The organism is Hydrogenophaga sp. NFH-34 (assembly GCF_021401345.1).
GTDB classification, from domain to species: domain Bacteria; phylum Pseudomonadota; class Gammaproteobacteria; order Burkholderiales; family Burkholderiaceae_C; genus Hydrogenophaga; species Hydrogenophaga electricum.
Genome location: NZ_JACBGE010000001.1, coordinates 272,269 through 291,793 on the forward strand (window position 1 = coordinate 272,269; position 19,525 = coordinate 291,793).

General features: G+C 68.3%; 19 protein-coding genes. 11 read left to right on the forward strand and 8 right to left on the reverse strand.

Annotated features, from left to right (window positions below):
• Positions 1-57 precede the first annotated feature (57 nt).
• The 4 genes from L0977_RS01340 (at position 58) to L0977_RS01355 (ending at position 4,554) form a co-directional block, all read left to right on the forward strand.
• On the forward strand, positions 58-1,230 hold the full coding sequence (locus tag L0977_RS01340; RefSeq protein ID WP_234262825.1) for an ATP phosphoribosyltransferase regulatory subunit: 1,173 nt from the start codon (positions 58-60) through the stop codon (positions 1,228-1,230).
• A 19-nt stretch (positions 1,231-1,249) separates the two neighbouring features.
• Positions 1,250-2,635, forward strand: coding sequence for an adenylosuccinate synthase (locus L0977_RS01345; RefSeq protein WP_234262826.1), 1,386 nt, complete (start codon positions 1,250-1,252; stop codon positions 2,633-2,635).
• Positions 2,636-2,732: 97 nt separating this feature from the next.
• Positions 2,733-3,257, forward strand: a complete 525-nt coding sequence (locus tag L0977_RS01350) for a phosphoribosyltransferase (RefSeq protein ID WP_234262827.1) — start codon at positions 2,733-2,735, stop codon at positions 3,255-3,257.
• 97 nt (positions 3,258-3,354) lie between these two features.
• Positions 3,355-4,554, forward strand: coding sequence for a cystathionine beta-lyase (locus tag L0977_RS01355; RefSeq protein ID WP_234262828.1), 1,200 nt, complete (start codon positions 3,355-3,357; stop codon positions 4,552-4,554).
• A gap of 1 nt (position 4,555) precedes the next feature.
• Here the strand turns inward: L0977_RS01355 and L0977_RS01360 are convergent, their stop codons facing one another.
• Together L0977_RS01360 and L0977_RS01365 are read right to left on the reverse strand one after the other, a co-directional pair.
• A complete protein-coding gene (locus tag L0977_RS01360; protein WP_234262829.1) occupies positions 4,556-5,311 on the reverse strand; it encodes an NBR1-Ig-like domain-containing protein in 756 nt (251 codons plus the stop codon).
• Between the two features lie 139 nt (positions 5,312-5,450).
• A complete protein-coding gene (locus L0977_RS01365) occupies positions 5,451-6,122 on the reverse strand; it encodes an arylesterase (RefSeq protein WP_442786598.1) in 672 nt (223 codons plus the stop codon).
• 3 nt (positions 6,123-6,125) lie between these two features.
• Here L0977_RS01365 and L0977_RS01370 point away from each other — a divergent pair, with 3 nt between their 5' ends.
• From L0977_RS01370 to L0977_RS01385, 4 genes are all read left to right on the forward strand, one after another.
• On the forward strand, positions 6,126-6,836 hold the full coding sequence (locus L0977_RS01370) for an ABC transporter ATP-binding protein (RefSeq protein WP_234262830.1): 711 nt from the start codon (positions 6,126-6,128) through the stop codon (positions 6,834-6,836).
• A 192-nt stretch (positions 6,837-7,028) separates the two neighbouring features.
• Positions 7,029-7,772 carry a 23S rRNA (guanosine(2251)-2'-O)-methyltransferase RlmB gene (rlmB, locus tag L0977_RS01375; protein ID WP_234262831.1) on the forward strand — a complete coding sequence of 248 codons (744 nt, stop codon included), beginning with the start codon at positions 7,029-7,031 and terminating at the stop codon, positions 7,770-7,772.
• A 16-nt stretch (positions 7,773-7,788) separates the two neighbouring features.
• Positions 7,789-8,523: an SIR2 family NAD-dependent protein deacylase gene (locus L0977_RS01380; RefSeq protein ID WP_234262832.1), complete on the forward strand. Its 735-nt coding sequence runs from the start codon at positions 7,789-7,791 to the stop codon at positions 8,521-8,523.
• Between the two features lie 93 nt (positions 8,524-8,616).
• Positions 8,617-9,204: a Yip1 family protein gene (locus tag L0977_RS01385; RefSeq protein WP_234262833.1), complete on the forward strand. Its 588-nt coding sequence runs from the start codon at positions 8,617-8,619 to the stop codon at positions 9,202-9,204.
• A gap of 13 nt (positions 9,205-9,217) precedes the next feature.
• Here L0977_RS01385 and L0977_RS01390 read toward each other — a convergent pair whose 3' ends face one another.
• From L0977_RS01390 to L0977_RS01410, 5 genes are all read right to left on the reverse strand, one after another.
• Positions 9,218-9,814: a chromate transporter gene (locus L0977_RS01390; protein ID WP_234262834.1), complete on the reverse strand. Its 597-nt coding sequence runs from the start codon at positions 9,812-9,814 to the stop codon at positions 9,218-9,220.
• Positions 9,811-10,422: a chromate transporter gene (locus L0977_RS01395; protein ID WP_442786599.1), complete on the reverse strand. Its 612-nt coding sequence runs from the start codon at positions 10,420-10,422 to the stop codon at positions 9,811-9,813. Before L0977_RS01395 ends, L0977_RS01390 begins: the two co-directional genes overlap by 4 nt.
• Before the next feature lie 260 nt (positions 10,423-10,682).
• A complete protein-coding gene (gene fabG / locus L0977_RS01400; protein WP_234262836.1) occupies positions 10,683-11,426 on the reverse strand; it encodes a 3-oxoacyl-ACP reductase FabG in 744 nt (247 codons plus the stop codon).
• 3 nt (positions 11,427-11,429) lie between these two features.
• A complete protein-coding gene (locus tag L0977_RS01405) occupies positions 11,430-13,589 on the reverse strand; it encodes a 3-hydroxyacyl-CoA dehydrogenase NAD-binding domain-containing protein (RefSeq protein WP_234262837.1) in 2,160 nt (719 codons plus the stop codon).
• 20 nt (positions 13,590-13,609) lie between these two features.
• A complete protein-coding gene (locus tag L0977_RS01410; RefSeq protein WP_234262838.1) occupies positions 13,610-14,815 on the reverse strand; it encodes an acetyl-CoA C-acetyltransferase in 1,206 nt (401 codons plus the stop codon).
• Between the two features lie 110 nt (positions 14,816-14,925).
• Between L0977_RS01410 and L0977_RS01415 the strand changes: the two genes are divergently transcribed.
• Both L0977_RS01415 and L0977_RS01420 read left to right on the forward strand, forming a co-directional pair.
• Positions 14,926-16,101: an acyl-CoA dehydrogenase family protein gene (locus L0977_RS01415; RefSeq protein ID WP_234262839.1), complete on the forward strand. Its 1,176-nt coding sequence runs from the start codon at positions 14,926-14,928 to the stop codon at positions 16,099-16,101.
• 151 nt (positions 16,102-16,252) lie between these two features.
• Entirely contained in the window at positions 16,253-16,726 is a 474-nt protein-coding gene (locus tag L0977_RS01420; RefSeq protein WP_234262840.1) for an RT0821/Lpp0805 family surface protein, read from the forward strand.
• A 28-nt stretch (positions 16,727-16,754) separates the two neighbouring features.
• Here the strand turns inward: L0977_RS01420 and L0977_RS01425 are convergent, their stop codons facing one another.
• A complete protein-coding gene (locus L0977_RS01425) occupies positions 16,755-17,420 on the reverse strand; it encodes an ABC transporter ATP-binding protein (protein WP_234262841.1) in 666 nt (221 codons plus the stop codon).
• A 65-nt stretch (positions 17,421-17,485) separates the two neighbouring features.
• On the opposite strand from L0977_RS01425, the gene L0977_RS01430 reads away from it, so the two are divergent.
• A complete protein-coding gene (locus L0977_RS01430; protein ID WP_234262842.1) occupies positions 17,486-19,489 on the forward strand; it encodes an acyltransferase family protein in 2,004 nt (667 codons plus the stop codon).
• The last annotated feature ends 36 nt before the right edge of the window (positions 19,490-19,525 follow it).

Genomic DNA, 19,525 nt, shown 5'->3' on the forward strand with positions numbered 1-19,525 from the left:
GGCAGGGGCCCCACGGGGTCGGTAAAATGCCGTTTTTAACAGCGCCCCACCATGCCCATGTCTGCCTGGGTCCTGCCGGACCACATTGCCGATGTCCTGCCTTCCGAGGCGCGGCACATCGAGGAACTTCGCCGGGGATTGCTGGACACCGCCCGTGGCTACGGCTACGAGCTGGTCATGCCCCCGCTGATCGAACACCTGGAATCGCTGCTCACCGGAACGGGCGAGGCGATGGGCCTGCACACCTTCAAGCTGGTGGACCAGCTCTCCGGCCGCTCGCTCGGCCTGCGGGCCGACAGCACCCCCCAGGTGGCCCGCATCGACGCCCATTTGCTCAATCGCCAGGGGGTGACCCGCCTGAGCTATTGCGGCCCGGTGGTGCACACACGCATCGACCGGCCCACCGCGAGCCGCGAACCGCTGCAATTCGGCGCTGAAATCTACGGTCACGCCGGTCTTGAGGCCGATCTGGAAGCGCTCGAACTGGTGCAGGCCTGCCTGCGCAGCGCCGGTGTGCAGCCGCTCTGGCTGGATCTGGCCGATGTGCGCGTGATCGATGCGGTGCTGGCGCCGGTGGCGCTTGACGCTGGCCGCACCAGCGCCATTCACGCTGCGCTCGCGGTCAAGGACGTTGCCGCCCTGCGCGAGCTCTCCCGTGATCTGCCGGCGGCGGTGCAGCGCGATCTGTGCACGCTGCCGCAGCTGTTCGGTGATGCGGGCGTGATCGAGGAAGCCCGGCGCGTGCTGCAGCCCTCGGCCGCGCTGGCCCAGGCGCTGGACAGCCTGGCCTGGTTGACGGCCCAATTGCAGACGCAGCCCGCGCTGCGCCTGTCGGTCGACCTGGCTGACCTGCGTGGCTACGCGTACTACACCGGCATGCGTTTCGCCGTGTTCGCACAGAACCCCAAGGGCGAGCCGGTGGAACTGGCGCGCGGTGGCCGGTACGACGAAGTCGGCGCCGTTTTCGGGCGCAACCGCCCGGCCGTGGGCTTCAGCCTGGACCTCAAGGAAATCGTGGCCGCCGTGCCGCCGCGCCCGCTGGTGGCTGCCGTGCGCGCGCCCTGGGGCATGGATGCCGGCCTGCGCCAAGCCATTGCCGACCTGCGCCGTCAGGGCCAGACGGTGGTGTGTGTGCTGCCCGGCCATGAGCACGAAGTCGATGAATTCCATTGCGATCGCGAGCTGGTCCAGGACCCTGCCAGCGGCGCCTGGACTGTGAAAACCCTTTAACCGGAATCTGCAACAGATGATGAACAACAGCCGCGCCGTGCAACCCGGGCGCAACGTGGTCGTGGTCGGCACCCAATGGGGCGACGAAGGCAAGGGCAAGCTGGTCGACTGGCTCACCGAAACCGCCACCGGTGTGGTGCGCTTCCAGGGCGGGCACAACGCCGGCCACACGCTGGTGATCAATGGCGTGAAGACCGCGCTGCACCTCATTCCCAGCGGCATCATGCGCGCCGGGGTCAAGTGCTACATCGGCAACGGGGTGGTGCTGTCGGTGTCCAAGCTGTTCGAGGAGATTGCCGGGCTGGAAAAAGCCGGCGTCGAAGTGCGTTCGCGCCTGCGCGTGAGCGAGGGCTGCCCGCTGATCCTGCCGTTCCACGCCGCGATCGACGTGGCGCGGGAGGCGGCCAAGGTCAAGGCCGGCGCCGAGAAGATCGGCACCACCGGGCGCGGCATCGGTCCGGCCTACGAAGACAAGATTGCCCGCCGCGCCCTGCGCGTGCAGGACCTGAAATACCCCGAGCGCTTCGCCAGCAAACTGCGTGAACTGCTGGCGCTGCACAACCACGTGCTCAAGACCTTCCTGCATTCGGCCGACATGGCCTGGGACGAAAAGACCCTGTCGTACATGCAGGACGGCGAGATCCAGTTCGAGCCGGTGTACGCCGAAGCGATGCAGCAGGCCGAACTGCTCAAGCCCATGATCGCCGACGTGTCGCGCGAACTCAACGAGGCTCACAAGGCTGGCGCCAACTTGCTGTTCGAAGGCGCACAGGGCACGCTGCTGGACATCGACCACGGCACCTATCCGTTCGTCACGTCGAGCAACTGCGTGGCGGGCAACGCCGCCGCCGGTGCCGGTGTCGGCCCCCAACTGCTGCACTACGTGCTCGGCATCACCAAGGCCTATTGCACCCGCGTGGGTGGGGGGCCTTTCCCGACCGAACTGGAATGGGAAAAGGAAGGCACACCGGGCTGGCACATGAGCACCGTGGGTGCCGAAAAGGGCGTCACCACCGGCCGTTCGCGCCGCTGCGGCTGGTTCGACGCTGCGCTGCTCAAGCGCTCGGCCCAGGTCAACGGCCTGTCGGGTCTGTGCATCACCAAGCTGGACGTGCTCGATGGCCTGTCGGAGCTGAAGCTGTGCACCGGCTACCAGCTCGACGGCGAGGTGGTCGACATCCTGCCCATGGGCGCCGACGACATCGCTCGCTGCCAGCCGATCTACGAAACGCTGCCGGGCTGGACCGAGTCCAGTGTGGGCGTGACCCGCTATGAAGACCTGCCGGTCAACGCCCAGCGCTACCTGAGCCGCATCGAGGCCACCACGGGCGTGCCCATCCACGTGGTGTCCACCAGCCCCGATCGCGACCACACCATCCTCATCCACCACCCCTACGAAGTCTGAGGCGCGCCGGCGCGTTCCGGCCGGCGGTATTCACCGTGCCGGAGCGTGCCGAGTTCGTGCAGAATCGGCCTTCCCCACACCCCCAAGCGGAGCCCCCATGCTGACCGAAGACGGCAAGCACCTCTACGTCTCCTACGACGAGTACCACAACCTCATCGAGAAACTGGCGATCAAGGTCTACCAGTCGAGCTGGCAGTTCGACACCATCCTGTGCCTGGCCCGTGGTGGCATGCGTCCGGGGGACATCCTCTCGCGCATCTTCGACGTGCCGCTGGCCATCATGTCTACCAGCTCCTACCGCTCCGACGCTGGCACGGTGCAGGGCAAGCTGGACATTGCCCGCTACATCACCACGCCCAAGGGTGAAATCGCCGGCAAGGTGCTGCTGGTCGACGATCTGGCCGATTCGGGCCACACCCTCAAGGTGGTGATCGACACGCTCAAGAACCAGTACGCGCCCATCACCGAACTGCGCAGCGCGGTCATCTGGACCAAGGCCGTCTCGGTGTTCTCGCCCGATTATTCGGTCGAATTCCTGCCGACGAACCCCTGGATCCACCAGCCCTTCGAGGGCTACGACAGCCTGCGCCCGGCGCAACTGCTGGAGAAGTGGAAAGTCTGACGCGGCCGGGGCCCTTCGCGGCCTCTGGCTTCCGTGTCTGCGGCCCGATGAGGGCCGCTGTCGTTTTCAGTCCGGTCTTTCTTGTAGGGAGCCTGCCATGTCCGCCGACGCGCATCTGTCCACCCGCCTGATCCACCACCCGTACCGCCCGCCCGAGGGCTTCGAGGCCGTGGCACCCGGCGTGCACAAGGCCTCGACGGTGATCTTTCCCGACGTGCAGGCGCTGCACACGCGCGACTGGAAAGACAAAAGCGGCTACACCTACGGCCTGCACGGCACGCCCACCACTTTCACGCTCGAAGAGCGCATCGCCACGCTGGAAGGTGGGCAGCACTGCATGCTGGTGCCCAGTGGCCTGGCGGGTATTTCGCTGGTGGACATGGCCCTGCTCAAGCAGGGCGACGAAGTGCTGCTGCCCGACAACGTGTACGGCCCAAGCAAACACTTCGCCCAGGTGGAGTTGGCGCACTGGGGCATCGGCCACCGCTTCTACGATCCGATGGACCCGGCCGACCTGGCCGCCCAGCTCACGCCGGCCACGCGCCTGGTCTGGCTGGAGGCCGCCGGGTCGGTGACGCTGGAATTTCCCGACCTGCCGGCGCTCACGGCCGTGATCCGCGCGGCCAACGCGGGGCGCGAGCGGCCCATCGTGGCCGCGCTGGACAACACCTGGGGTGCGGGCGTGGCGTTCTCGCCCTTCGATCTGGGTGTGGACGTTTCCATGCAGGCGCTGACCAAGTACCCCAGCGGTGGTGCCGACGTGCTCATGGGCTCGGTGGTGACGCGCGATGAGGCCTTGCACCGCCAGATCTTGCTGACACGCATGCGCCTGGGGCTGGGTGTGGGCGCCAACGACGTCGAACTGGTGCTGCGCGGACTGCCGTCCATCGCGGTGCGCTACGCCGCCCAGGACGCGGTCACGCGCGAACTGGCCCGTTGGATGGTGGGGCAGTCCGGCGTGGTGCGCGTTTTGCACCCGGCCTTGCCGGATTCACCGGGCCATGCGGCCTGGCTGCGCGATGCGACGGGGGCGGCCTGCCTGTTCAGCGCGGTGTTCGATGAGCGCCGCACGCCGGCGCAGATCGACGCCTTCTGCGACAGCCTGCGCCTGTTCCGGCCGGGCTGGAGCTGGGCTGGGCCGATCAGCCTGTGCGCGCCTTACCAGGTGGCCGGCATGCGGCCGGCTTCGCGCTGGCCTTACCGCGGCACGCTGGTGCGGTTTGCAATCGGGCTCGAAGCGGTGGAGGATCTGCGCGCCGATCTGGCGCAGGGGCTGGCGACGCTGGCCGCCGCCTGATTCACGCCGGGCGGTGCTGCGGGCGGAAAGCCCGCGTTTCGGCCAGCGTGGTCACGTGGACGCACACTTCCAGGCCGGCATCTTCGCCAAAGCAGGGGCGCCCATCGGCGAGGGTGCCGACCCAGTAGGAAATCACGGTGCCGGTTTCGGTCGGGGCCGTGAAACCCATCGAGAGCTCGACGACCCCGCCTGGCGGGGTGGCGGGAACCAGCAGTTCGGTCCGGTCCGGGCGCAGCCGCTGGCCAATCGGCAGTCGGCGGCTGCCGGCGCGCAGGAAGGCTTCAATCTGCTCGTCCCAGCACACCAGCTTGCGCTGGCGCCAGGGCGTGTTGCCGAGGTTTTGCACGCGCCAGACCTTGGTGAAGTGGCTGCCGGGCGCCACCATGGCGCCGCCGGGGTAGGTCACGTCGCGCACAAGACCGGCGCGGTCGCCTTGTTGCGGCTGAGCCAGTGCGGCATCCACCACCACGTTGGCGAACAGGCCGTCGACGAGCCAGAACGGGTGGACCCGCAAGGCTGCGGCCAGGGCCACCAGGGTGTTCACGCGCGGCATGCGGTCGTCGCCGTCACGGCCCATGTCCAGGATGGTGTAGAGCGTCTGGCGGGCGATGCCCGCCCGCGCGGCCAGCGCCTTTTTGCTCAGGCCCAGCGCCAGCATGCGGGTTTCAATGCGGCGGGCCAGCTCCGAGACGGGCTCCCGTCCGGCCGGTGCATCGTTGGGCACCGGCCGCTTCGGAGGCAGGGCAGTGGGGTTCACAGGCGGTTCGTTGTGCGGCTGAAGAATCGCGAAAATTTTAATTCTAAAGAATTAACAATCATCCGAAGCCCGACCCGGACTTCGTGCGGATTGTCTCGATTGCGGCGATCAGGCGGGGCCAGCACCCTGCCGAATGGCGTCAGCGCGGCAGCAAAGGGCGCAGTTCGGCCCAGACATTGGCCATCATCTGGGGCTGGGCCGTCTCGTTGGGGTGGATGCGGTCGTTCTGGAACAGCTGGAGCGGATCGGCCGTGTCGGCCACGCCCTTGAGCAGGAAGGGCACCAGCCCGGCTTTTTCGGTGCGCGCCACGGTGGCGAACACCTCGCGGAAATCCTGCGCGTATCGGGCGCCGAAGTTGGGCGGGATCTCCATGCCGACGATCAGCACCTTGGCGCCCGATTCGCGCGCGGCGCGGGCCATCGCGCTCAGGTTGTCGCGTGTCATGTTCAGTGGCAGGCCGCGCAGCGCATCGTTGGCACCCAGCTCCAGAATCACCAGGGCGGGCTGGTGCTGCTTCAGCAGCGTGGGCAGGCGCGATCGGCCGCCAGCGGTGGTGTCGCCGCTGATGCTGGCGTTGACCACCTGGCCTTTGAACTTTTCCCGTGCCAGCCGCTCCTGCAAGAGGGCGACCCAGCCGCTGCCCCGCTTGAGGCCGTATTCGGCGCTCAGGGAGTCGCCGACCACCAGCACCGTGGTGCCCTGTGGGCGGGTCTGGGCCAGCGCCGGCATTCCCCAGGGGCACAAGGCCAGCGTCAGGGCGCCGGCCAGCCGGGCGTTAAAGTGACGTCGTTCCAAATCCCATCCTTTCATGGCATGAATCCTTCTTCCCTCACGACCACCGACCCGATGATCGCTGTGCAGCACGTGTCCAAGTCGGTGACCGATGCCACCGGCACGCTGGACATTCTGCGCGATGTCAGTTTCGAGCTGCTGCGCGGTGAAACGGCTGCCATCGTGGGGGCTTCCGGGTCGGGCAAGAGCACCTTGCTGTCCATCGTTGCGGGGTTGGATACGCCTTCGCGCGGAACGGTTCACATCGACGGCACCGATCTGTTTGCCTTGGACGAAGACCAGCGCGCCGCGCTGCGCGCCCAGAAAGTGGGCTTCGTGTTCCAGAGCTTCCAGCTGCTTGGCAACCTCACCGCGCTGGAAAACGTGATGCTGCCGCTGGAGCTGGCCGGCCGGCGCGACGCGCGCACGGCCGCGGCGGCCATGCTGGAGCGTGTGGGCCTGGGGCAGCGGCTGGGGCACTATCCCAAGGTGCTGTCCGGTGGCGAGCAGCAGCGGGTGGCGCTGGCACGCGCTTTTGTCGTGCGCCCGGCCGTGCTGCTGGCCGATGAACCCACGGGCAGCCTGGATTTCGCCACCGGCGAGCGGGTGATGGCGCTGATGTTCGAACTCAACCGCGAGCTGGGCACGACGCTGGTACTGGTCACGCACGACCGCGGTATCGCCGCGCGCTGCGAGCGCCGCATCACCATCGAAGCCGGGTGCGCCACGGAAGCGGCCGAGGCGGCCGCCTGAAAGATGTGCTGAACGTGTCCGCGACGGGATTCCCGCCTTCGCGGGAATGACGGACGCGGGACCCCGCGACCCGCGCAGCGGCGGAGCGTGGGGGCAAACGATCCGGCGCCGGGCCGCCCCCAGCCGGATCAGCCCCCTCGGGGGGCAGCGACCCGCGCAGCGGCGGAGCGTGGGGGCAACGATAATCCGCGCATGTCTACCCCCAAAGTCCTGTTCGGCTTCCACGCGGTGGGCGTGCGCCTGAAAACCGCGCCCCAGTCCATCATCGAGGTCTACTTCGAACCCACGCGCCGCGACGCGCGCATGCGCCAGTTCCTGGACCGTGCCCGCGAAGCCGGTGTGCGCCTGATCGAGGCCGATGGGCTGCGCATCGCCAAGCTGGCCGGCAGCCATGGCCACCAGGGCGTGGCCGCGCGGGTCCAGGCGCTGGAGCAGGCGCATTCGCTCGACGATCTGCTGGAACAGCTGGAGGCCGCCGGTCAGGCGCCGCTGCTGCTGGTGCTCGACGGCATCACCGATCCACACAACCTGGGGGCTTGCCTGCGTGTGGCCGACGGTGCCGGTGCGCACGCGGTGATCGCGCCCAAGGACCATGCCGCCGGCATCAACGCCACCGTGGCCAAAGTGGCCAGCGGGGCGGCCGAAACCATGCCGTACTTCATGGTCACCAACCTGGCGCGCACGCTGGGCGAGCTGAAGGAGCGCAACATCTGGATCACCGGCACCAGCGGCGACGCGCCCAAAACGCTCTACCAGGTCGATCTCAAAGGCCCGACGGCCCTGGTGCTGGGCGCCGAAGGGCAGGGCATGCGCCAGCTCACGCGCAAGACCTGCGACGAGCTCGTGAGCATTCCCATGCGCGGCGCGGTCGAGAGCCTGAACGTGTCGGTGGCTTCGGGCGTGTGCCTGTACGAGGCGCTGCGCCAGCGCGGCTGAAAGGCCCACGCCCGCCATGACCGCCACGCTTGAGACGCTGCGCCAGTGGGTGCAACAGGCGCGGCATCTGGCGGTGCTGACCGGGGCTGGCATGAGCGCCGAGTCGGGCGTGCCCACATTTCGCGATGCCCAGAGTGGCCTGTGGGCGCAGTTCAACCCGAAGGAACTGGCCACCGAAGCCGCGTTTCGCGCCGATCCCCAGCGCGTGTGGGACTGGTACCAATACCGGCGAGCGCTGATTGCCCGGGTCCAACCCAATGCCGGCCACCGGGCGCTGGCGGCGTGGGCGCAGCGGCATCCGGGGCGCCTGACGCTGATCACCCAGAACGTGGACGGCCTGCACGAGCGGGCCGGTCTCGACGAGACCATCGCCCTGCATGGTCGCATCGACGCCGACCAGTGGCTGGACCGCCCGCGCCCGTGCTGCCAGCCCGATTTTCTGGAAGACGGTCGCCCGCCACGCTGTTCCGTGTGCGGCAACCTGCGGCGGCCTGCCGTGGTCTGGTTCGGCGAGATGCTGCCAACCGAGGCCCTGGCGGCCGCCGAAACCGCTGCCCAGGCCTGCGATCTGATGCTGGTGATCGGCACCTCGGGCCTGGTGTACCCGGCTGCCGGGCTGGCCCACACGGCGCACCGCAGCGGGGCGCAGGTGGTGGTCATCAATCCCGAACCGACCGAGCTCGATACCGTGGCCCAGACCTGTTGGCGCGAACGCGCCGCACAAAGCCTGCCGGCCCTGCTGGCCGACTGAAGGCCGGCCGGCTTGCGGGGATTCACCGGATCGTCACGTCGGCACCCATAATGGCCGGGCCCGATCGGGGCTTTGTCCAGCGAGGAGTGACACATGAATCTGGTGCAGCGCGTGCAGGACATCCTGCTCAAACCCAAGTCCACCTGGCCCGTGATCGACACGGAAACCGAGGACGTGGCCACGATCTACAAGACCTACCTGGTCTACCTGGCGGCGGTTTCGGCCATCGCGACCTTCATCGGGTTCAGCGTGGTCGGCACCCACGTGATGGGTGTCAGCTTCCGGGTGCCCTTCCTGGCCGGGATCGCCAACATGGTGGTCGGGTTCGTGCTGTCGCTGGCCGTGATCTACGTGCTGGCCCTGATCGCCGATGCTCTGGCCCCCACTTTTGGCGGCCGCAAAGACCTGCTGAGCGCTTTCAAGCTGGTGGCCTACGCGTCCACGGCCGGTCTGCTCGGGGGCATCTTCAACCTCGTTCCGGCGCTGAGCATGCTCAGCCTGCTGGCCTCGCTGTATTCGATCTACCTGCTCTACACCGGCATTCCGGTGCTGATGAAGACCCCACCCGAAAAAGCGCTGGGCTACACCGCCGTGCTGGTGGTGTGCGGCATCGTGGCCGGCATCGTTCTGGGCGCGATCGGGTCTGTGTTCTCGGGCGGACCGGGGATGGCCTTCGGCTGAAACCGTCCGCCGGTCAGACCCAGCCCAGGGCGCCCAGCAGGGCGCCGGTGCCGATCAGCCACAGCAGGTGGATGCGCGTGCGCCACACCAGCACGATCGACACGGCGGTCAGCAACCACAGGCGCCAGTCGCGCGCCGGCTGGTTGTGGGTCGCACTGAGCAGCCAGCCGGTGGCGATCAGCAGGGCGATCACGATCGGTGCCATGCCGGTCTTGAAGGCGCGCACCGAGCGCAGTTCGCGGTTGCGGTGGGCCCAGCGGGTGGCGGTGTAGGTCAGCACCGAAGACGGCAGCATGATCGCCACCAGGCTCAGTGCCACGCCCATCAGGGCCAGGCCCCAGGCGGGCCAGCCGGCGGCCGGACCCCCGCCCGCGTTGAGGCCGAGGTTCCAGCCGAGCAGGGCGACGAACAGCACGTTCGGACCCGGGGCGGCCTGCGAGATCGCGATCGATGAGGTGAACTGCGCGTCGGTCAACCAGCCTTGCTGGCCGACCAGGTAACGGTGCATGTCGGGGGCCGTGGTGATGGCGCCGCCCACGGCCAGCAGCGAGAGCGAGGCCAGGTGCTGGCACAGGGCCAGCCAGTCGCCGGGGGTCAGGGTGATCGTCATGAGCGGGGCTCCGGCTGGCGCCCGAGCACGCGATAAGCCCACAGGCAGGCCACGCCGCCAATGCCCAGCAGGACCCAGATCAGGGGCCAGCGCAGCAGCGCAATGGCCACGAAGGTCAGGGCGGCCAGGGCGATGCACGCGGCCAGGCCCAGCGCATTCTTGTCCAGGGCCGCGATGAGCTTGATGCCGGTGGCGGTCACCAGGCCGGCGGCCACGGCGCCCATGCCGCGCAGCGCGCCCTGGGCGGCGGCGGTGTCGGCCACGCTGCCGTAGAGCGCGGCCATCAGCAGCACCAGACACAGGGGGGCAGCCAGCATGCCGGCCAGTGCGGCCAGTGCGCCCGAAAGGCCGAAGAACCGGTCACCGATCATGAGCGAGAGATTCACCACATTCGGGCCGGGCATGATCTGGGCCACGGCCCAGTCCTCCAGGAACTGCTCGCGCGTGAGCCAGCGTTTCTTCTCGACCAGCTCGCGCTGCACGATCGCCAGCACCCCGCCGAATCCCTGCAGGGCCAGCCAGGTGAAGGACAGAAACAGGTCGGAGCGGGAGCGGGGAACCAAGGGGCCGGAATCGGCGTGGGGGGCGGTGGGCTGGCGAGGGGGCATGTTGCGGTGGCGGGGTCGCAGCGGATTATCGCGGCGCCACGGATGCGCGGGTGGGCGGTTGCGCAATGGCACCACAGCCTGTGGGTGCCTGCACGGGCAGCCCGGAAGCGCCGGGCCGGACCGCGTTGCGGCATACCCGGACCGAAGGCTGCCGCTCGCCCACCGATCCGGCACAGGCCCTGCGGATGAAGGAATCCTGGAGGCGATGCGCGAGCCCGGGGCGCGTGGCGGGCTCGCGTCGGTGGGCGTCCGGGCCGGTCTCAGACCGACATGCCGCCCGAGACTTCGATCACCGCGCCGTTGATGTAGCTGGCCTCGTCGCTGGCGAGGAATGCGTAGACGTTGGCGATCTCTTCGGGCTGGCCAAGGCGCTTGAGCGGCACGCGGTGCTCCATCTCCTGGATCACCTTCTCGGGGATGGTGCTCAGGATGGGCGTGCTGATGAAGCCAGGGGCGACTGCGTTGACGCGCACGCCCTTGGGGCCGAGTTCGCGGCTCCAGGTCTTGGTGAAACCGATCACGCCGAACTTGGTGGCGGCGTAGTTGGTCTGGCCGAAGTTGCCGTAGATGCCGACCACCGACGAGGCGTTGAGGATCACGCCGCTGCCCTGCGCGGTCATGGTGTCGGCCACGGCCTGCGCGCAGTGGAAGACCCCGCGCAGGTTGACGTCGATCACCTTGTCGAACTGTTCCAGCGTCATCTTCTGCAGGCGCGCGTCCTGCGTGATGCCGGCGTTGTTGACCAGCACATCGATGCGGCCAAAGCGCTCTTTCACCTGCGCGACCACGGCGTCGACCATCTCGCGCTGGGTCACGTCCATCACGAAGCCCACGGCCGTGGCGCCTTCGGCCTGGCATTGTTTGACGGCCTCGTCGACCGCCGCCTGCTTCACATCGCAGACGACGACGGTGGCGCCTTCGCGCGCGAACTTCAGGGCCGTGGCCAGGCCGATGCCTTGAGCGGCGCCGGTGATGAGGGCGATTTTTCCTTCGAGTCGTTTCATGAGTCAGTACTGGGGTTGGTGTTGACGCAGCGCGGCTTTCACCGCGTCCGCGAGTATGAAGCCGCTGCCATGGCGGGCGGCCAGCGCGGCGCAGCGCGCCTCGAAGGCCTCGATACCCAGGCCATAGATGAACTGCAGCGCGCCACCGGTCCAGGCTGGGAAGCCGATGCCGAAGATGGAGCCGATGTTGCCGTCGTGCACGCTGGTGAGCACGCCTTCGGCCAGGCAGCGTGCGGTTTCGACGGCTTGGCGGTAGAGCAGGCGGTCTTTCACGTCCTGCAGATCCCATTCGATGCCCGGTTTTTCGTACAACGCCTGGAGCTGCGGCCACAGGTGCTTCCTGCCGCCTTCGGGGTAGTCGTAGAAGCCGCCGCCGCCCGCGCGGCCATAGCGGTGGTGCTGCTTGACCATCTGCTCAACCAGGGTCTCGCCCGGCGTGGCGACGTATTGCTTGCCTTCCTTCTGGAAGTCGACGCGGGTCTGTTCCAGCACGTGCACCGACAGGCTGAGCGCGGTTTCGTCCAGCACCGCCAGCGGCCCGACCGGCATGCCGGCCTGCATGGCAGCGTTTTCGATCACCGGTGCCGGAATGCCTTCGCCCAGCATGGCGGCACCTTCCATCACGAAGGTGCCGAAGGTGCGGCTGGTGTAGAAGCCACGCGAATCGTTCACCACGATGGGCAGCTTGCCCAGCGCCTGCACATAGTCGTAGGCGCGGGCGATGGTCTCGTCGTCCGTGTCCTGGCCGCGGATGATTTCGACCAGCTTCATCTTGTCGACCGGGCTGAAGAAGTGGATGCCGACGAACTTCTGCGGTTGGGCGCTGGCCTGGGCCAGGCCGGAGATGGGCAAGGTGGAGGTGTTGCTGGCGAAGAAACCACCTTCGGCCAGCATGGGTTCGGCTTCTTTCGTCACCATGGCCTTGAGTTCGCGCTGCTCGAACACCGCCTCGATGATCAGGTCGCAGCCCTGCAGGCCGGCGGCGCTGGCAGTGGGCGTGATGAGGTTCAGGATGCCTTGTTGCTTCTCGGCGCTCATCTGGCCCTTGTCGACCCGCTTCTGCGTGAGCCTGGCGGTGTAGCCCTTGCCCTTCTCGGCGGCTTCCAGGCTCACGTCCTTGAGCACGGTGGCGATGCCGCGGGTGGCCTGCGCGTAGGCGATGCCCGAGCCCATCATGCCGGCGCCCAGGATGCCGACCTTCTTCGGCTGGTACTTCGCCACATCCTTCGGCCGCGACTGACCGCCCTTGATGGCGTTCATGTTGAAGAAGAAGGTGTTGATCATGTTGCGCGCCACGTTGCCGGTCATCAGCCCGGCGAGGTAGCGGCTTTCCACGCGCATGGCGGTGTCGAAGTCGACCATCGCGCCCTCGACCATCGCGGCCAGCGCGGCTTCCGGCGCCGGGTAGAGGCCGCGCGTCTTCTGCTTGAGCACGGCGGGCGCCACGCTCAGCATGCCGGCGATCTTGGGGTTGCTCGGCGTGCCACCGGGCATCTTGTAGTCCTTGCGGTCCCAGACGTGGGTGCAGGCCTCGGGCTTGCCCTGGGCGGCTTCGATGTAGGCCAGCGCTTTGGGCATCAGTTCCTCAGGCGAGGCGACCAGCTCGTGCACCAGGCCCAGCTTGAAAGCCTCTTCGGGGCCGAACAGCTTGCTTTCCAGGATGTAGGGTTGCGCCGCCATCAGGCCGAGCATTCGCGTCATCTTGGTGATGCCGCCAGCGCCAGGAATCAGGCCGAGTGTGATCTCGGGCAGGCCGAACTGGATCTTGGGGTTGTTGACGGCGATGCGGTGGTGGCCGACCAGGGCCACTTCCCAGCCACCGCCGAGCGCCGCGCCGTTGAGGCAACTCACCACCGGCACGCCCAGGGTCTCGATGGTGCGGAAGTGCTTCTTCATGCGCTCGATCTCGCCGAACACGCGCGGCCCGTCGGCCTCGGTCGAGCGCATCACGCCCTTGAGGTCGGCGCCGGCGAAGAAGGTGCTCTTGGTGGAAGCCAGCGCTATGCCCTTGATCTGTGCGCGGTCCGTGACGAGTTGGCCGGTGACGGCCGCCAGATCGTCCTGCCACTGCAGGCACATGGTGTTGACCGGCGAGCCCTGCTCGTCAAAGGTGATGGTCGCAATGCCGTTGGCGAGTTCGTAGCGGATGGTTTGGGTGATCATGGTGCTTTCTCCGCTTTCGATCAGATCCGTTCAACGATGGTGGCAATGCCCATGCCGCCGCCGACGCAGAGGGTCGCCAGTCCGTAGCGCTTGCCGGTCCGGTGCAACTCGTCGATCAGGGTGTTCAGAATCATGGCGCCCGTGGCGCCCAGCGGGTGGCCCAAGGCGATGGCGCCGCCGTTGACGTTGACCTTCTGATGCGGCACCCCCATTTCCTGCATGAACTTCATGGGCACGGCGGCAAAGGCCTCGTTGACCTCGAACAGGTCGATCTGGTCGATGCTCAAGCCGGCCTTGGCCAGCGCCTTGCGCGCCGCCGGCATGGGGCCGGTGAGCATGATGGTCGGGTCGGCGCCCGACAGTGCTGCGGCGACGATGCGGGCGCGCGGCGTGAAACCGTGGGTCTTGCCGGCGGCTTCGCTGCCGATCAGGATGGCGGCCGCGCCGTCGACGATGCCGGACGAGTTGCCCGCATGGTGCACGTGGTGGATGCGCTCGACCTGCGGGTAGCGTTGCAGCGCCACGCTGTCAAAGCCCATGGCGCCCAGTTGCTCGAAGGCGGGCTTGAGCCCGGCCAGGCCGTCCATCGTGGTCCCTGGCTTGATGAACTCGTCCTTCTCCAGGATGGTCAGCCCCATCTTGTCTTTGACCGGCACGACCGAGCGGTCGAAGTGGCCGGCGGCGCGCGCGGCGGCGGCGCGCTTCTGCGATTCGAGTGCGAAGGCGTCGACGTCCTCGCGGCTGAAGCCGCTGAGCGTGGCGATCAGGTCGGCGCCGATGCCTTGCGGCACGAACAGGGTGGCGCTGTTGGTCTCCGGATCCTGGGCCCAGGCGCCGCCGTCCGAACCGATGGGCACGCGGCTCATGCTTTCCACGCCGCCGGCTACCACCAGGTCTTCCCAGCCGCTGCGCACCTTCATGGCCGCCATGTTCACGGCCTCCAGGCCCGAGGCGCAGAAGCGGTTGAGCTGCACGCCGGCGCAGCGCCAGTCCCAGCCGGCCTTGAGGGCCGCGACCTTGGGAATCACCGAACCCTGTTCGCCGATGGGCGAGACCACGCCCATGACCACATCGTCCACCGCGGCGGTGTCCAGGTCATTGCGTTTCTGAAGCTCGGTCAGCAGGCCGGCGAGCAGGTTGATCGGCTTGACTTCGTGCAGGCTGCCGTCCTTCTTGCCCTTGCCGCGTGGTGTGCGGATGGCGTCGTAGACGAAGGCTTCGCTCATGGTGTCTCCTCGGGGATGGGACCGGATGGTCTGGACGATCGGATCAGTATAGACTTTTGCCAAGCAATCGCTTTGTGAAAATTAACCCCCATCGTCCTGAAGGTGACACCATGATTCCCCGCACCCTGTTCAACGCCGACCACGAAGCTTTTCGCGACAGTTTTCGTCGCTTTGTCGAGAAGGAGATCAGCCCCTTTCACGACGCCTGGGAAGAGCAGGGCTATGTGGATCGCGAGGTCTGGCGCAAGGCCGGAGAAAACGGCTTTCTCTGCATGACCATGCCCGAGGCCTACGGCGGTGCCGGTGCCGACCGGCTGTATTCGGTGGCGCAAATGGAGGAGATCGCGCGCGCTGGCGTCAGCGGCATCGGCTTCGGCCTGCACAGCGAGATCGTGGCGCCGTACATCCTGCACTACGGTACCGAGGCGCAGAAACAGAAATACCTGCCGCTGCTGGCCACGGGCGAGATGGTCGGGGCCATCGCGATGAGCGAGCCGGCTGCCGGCAGCGACCTGCAAGGCGTGAAAACCACGGCCATCCGGCAGGCCGATGGCAGCTACCTGCTCAACGGAAGCAAGACCTTCATCACCAACGGCTGGCACGCCGATCTGGTGATCGTGGTCGCCAAGACCGATCCGGCCGTGGGCGAGCAACGGGGAGGAAAGGGCACCAGCCTGCTGTTGGTCGAGCAGGGCATGGAGGGCTTCAGCAAGGGCAAGCGCCTGAAGAAGCTGGGGATGAAGGCGCAGGACACCTCCGAGCTGTTCTTCGACAACGTGAAGGTGCCGGCCGAGAACCTGCTGGGTGGCGCCGCGTTCGAGGGCCGCGGTTTCATCTGTCTGATGGAGCAGTTGCCGTGGGAGCGGCTGCAGATCGCGATTGGCGCCGTCGCTTCGGCACAGGCCGCCATCGACTGGACGGTGCAGTACGTGAAGGACCGCAAGGTGTTCGGCCAGCCGGTGGCGAACTACCAGAACACCCGTTACACCCTGGCCGAGCTGCAGACCGAGGTGCAGGTGGCGCGCGTGTTCGTGGACAAGTGCTGCGAACTGGTGTGCGAAGACAAGCTCGACACCGCCACCGCCAGCATGGCCAAGTACTGGTGTTCCGACCTGCAGTGCAAGGTGATGGACGAGTGCGTGCAACTGCACGGCGGCTACGGCTACATGTGGGAATACCCGATCACCCGGGCGTATGCCGACGCGCGCGTGCAGCGCATCTACGGTGGCACCAACGAGATCATGAAAGAGGTGATCTCGCGCGGTATGGGCCTGGGCGGACGCTGAAGATGATGCAGAAGGTTAACGCCGGGTAAACAGGCGGAAAAGGCGTGTAAGCCTGCAACCGGCCGATGGGGTGCCGGCCTATGATCGCGGCACGGCCTCGGGGAACCCGCCGGCAGGCGGCGTGGTCCAAGAGGCATTCAAGGAGAACAAGATGAACCTTCGAACCCTTCCGCTTCGCCATGGGGTGCTCGCCGTGTCCGCCGCGCTGGCGCTGGCCGGTTGCGGCACCATGGGCGGGCCCAATGAACAGTCTGGCGCCATCGTCGGCGGCGTGCTCGGCGGCGCCGTCGGCTCTCAGGTGGGTGGCGGCAGCGGCCGCATCGTGGCCACCGTGATCGGCACCATGATCGGGGCCAACATCGGTGCCAACGTGGGCCGGTCCATGGACGCCAATGACCGCTCCCGGGCAGCCTACGCGTTCGAGACCGCGCGCACCGGGCAGCCGACGGGCTGGGTGAACCCCGATACGCGCAACGAATACAACGTCACGCCCACGCGCACCTACGAGCAGAACGGCGCGCCCTGCCGCGAATACACCATGCATGCCCGCGTGGGGGGCCAGCCCGACACGGTGTACGGCACCGCTTGCCGGCAACCGGATGGCAGCTGGCGCGTGGCCAACTGACCGACCGGGAGCACGCTCCGGCCGGCTTTCAGGGCAGCCGGATGTGTGCGGCCAGCGGCACGCCTTCGGGCACTTCGTAATCAGCGACCACCCAGGCCCGGCCCGGGTGGTCGCTCGCGTCTGTGAACAGCGCGCGCAGGCAGCGCATGGACGGCCCGTCCAGCGCGGCAAAGGGCTGGTCGATCAGCGTCAGTGTGGCGCCGGAGGCGAACCCCGCCGTCAGCCAGACCTTGCGCCGGCTGCCGGCCGAGAGCATGTACAGCGGCTTGTCCAGGTGCGGGGCGAGCGCGAAGTCCTCGCTCAGTGCCTCGACGGCATCGGCCGAAAAGCGCGGCCACACCTGGGCCTGCCGGTCCCAGAACTGGCGCGGGCTCAGCGCATCGTGGGCCTCGGTGGCCGGGTCGATCCAGAACACCTGACGGCGCCAGGCGGCCGGATCGCCGTCCGGACTGCACCAGGCGCCGTCGGCCCACAGAGCGATGCGGCCGGCTTGCGGCACCAGGTCGCCGGCCAGCAGGCGCAGCAGGGAGGTCTTGCCGCAGCTTTCGTCGCCAGTGACGAAGCTCACGCCAGCGGGAAGGCGCAGGTCGCGCCCTGCCAGCAGCGGGGGCTGGCCGGGCCAGCCGAACTGCAGGCCCTGGGCGTGCAGCAGAAGCGGCGCTTCGGTGCGGGGGTGATCGGGGGATGGCATCATGCCCGCCACCCTAACACTTCGGCACGGCGCGGGCCCTTGGCACGCGCGGCCGAGCGGCCTTCTGCATGACCCCTCCGGCCCCTTCGCCCCTGAGTTACCGGCCCGATGTCGACGGGCTGCGCGCCGTGGCCGTGCTGGCGGTGCTGCTGCACCACGCCTGGCCCGCGCGTTTCGCCGGCGGGTTCATCGGGGTCGACATCTTTTTCGTCATCTCGGGTTATCTGATCAGCGGCATCGTGCTGGGGCAACTGGCGCACGGCCGCTTCAGCTTCCGGGATTTCTACGTCCGTCGCATCCGCCGCATTTTCCCGGCGCTGGCGCTGGTGCTGGCGGCCGTGCTGGTCTTTGGCGCGTGGTGGCTGACACCGGCCGACTACGCGGCGTTGGGCCGGCATGTGGCGGCCGGGGCGCTGTTCGTGGCGAACCTGGCCTACTGGCGCGAAGCGGGCTACTTCGACGCTGCGTCGGCGGCCAAGCCGCTGCTGCACCTGTGGTCGCTGGCCATCGAGGAGCAGTTCTACCTGCTGTGGCCGCTGGCGCTGTGGGCCTTGTGGCGCGGAGCCCGGGGCGCGGGGGCGGCGCGCACCGGGTGGTGCATCGTAGGCCTGGGGCTGCTGTCGTGGGGCTTCAACCTGTGGCTGGTGCGCACCGACATGGCGGCCGCGTACTTCCACCCGTTCGGGCGGTTCTGGGAGCTGATGGTCGGGGCCTGGCTGGCGGCCCGGCAGGTGGCGCGGCCGGCGCGTGCCGCCACCGGCTGGCGACAGCACGCCCTGGCCGCGACCGGGGTGGCGCTGCTGGTGCTGGCCTTCGTGCAGATCCATCCGGAGCGGCGCTTCCCCGGGGGCTGGGCGGTGTTGCCCACGCTGGGCACGGCGCTGCTGATCGCGGCCGGGCCGCACGCCTTTGTGAACCGCTGGCTGCTGGCGTGGCGGCCGATGGTCGCGATCGGCCTGGTCAGCTACCCGCTGTACCTCTGGCACTGGCCGCTGCTGGTCGGGGCCCGCCTGCGCTACGGTGACGACGCCGGGGCCGTCGTGCTGGCCGGGGCACTGCTGCTCGGCGGGCTGCTGGCGGTGTTGACCTGGCGCTGGGTGGAGCGGCCGATTCGCCGCGGCGGCGAGGGGGGGCGGTGGCGCACGCCGGTGACCGCCGCCTTGCTGGGTGGCATGGCGGCGCTGGCCGCTGCCGGGCTCTGGGTGCAGCAGCAGCGGGGCTTCGAGGCGCGCTTTCCGCCGGTGGTGCGCGCCATGACCGCACAGGGCGGATCGGCCGTGGTCACGCGCGGCTGGCGCTATCACGACTGCATTCTCGACTTCCGCGTGCCCCCGTCCGACTACAAACCCTTCTGCATTGAAGAGCGGCGGCCGCTGCTGTTCATCTGGGGCGACTCGCACGCGTCGTCGCTCTACCCGGGTTTCAAGGCCTTGCAGGACAGCGGGGCCTGGCGCTTCGGCATCGCCGAGCGCGCGGGGGCGGTGTGTCCGCCGATTCTGGGCGCCGATCCGCGCCCCGGTTGCCGGGCGCTCAACGACGACAACCTCCGCGCGATCCGTGCTGCGCGGCCCGACATCGTGCTGCTCTACGCCTGGTGGCACCATGCGCGCTATCAGCTTGACGGGCTGGAGGCCACGGTGCAGGCCTTGCGTGCGGCCCGGGTGCCGCGCATCGTGCTGCTGGGCCCGACGCCCGACTGGCAGCAACCCCTGCCGCAGGTGCTGCTGGACGCCTGGAAGCGGGGGCCGTTCTCGCAGCCGCCACCGCTGCGCCTGCCGCTGGGGCAGGACGGCCCGGTGCGCGCGGTGACCGAACAACTGCGCCAGCGCGCGGCGGCCATGGGCATCGACTTCATCGACGGCCTGGCCGTGTTCTGCGACGCCCAGGGCTGCCTGACCCGGGTGGGTGACACGGCGAAGGAGCCGCTGAGCTACGACTACGGCCACCTGTCGCTGGAAGCGGTGCAGGTGTTCGTGGCCCGCATCGCGCCGCAGGTGTTCGGCCCGTCAGGGCAGCCGCCAGTGCCGGTGGTTACCCAGCCGCACACCAGCACAGGCGCTGCCAGGCCGTAGGGCGGCGGGGAAGTCCCCACGCCAGGGGCACCGTGG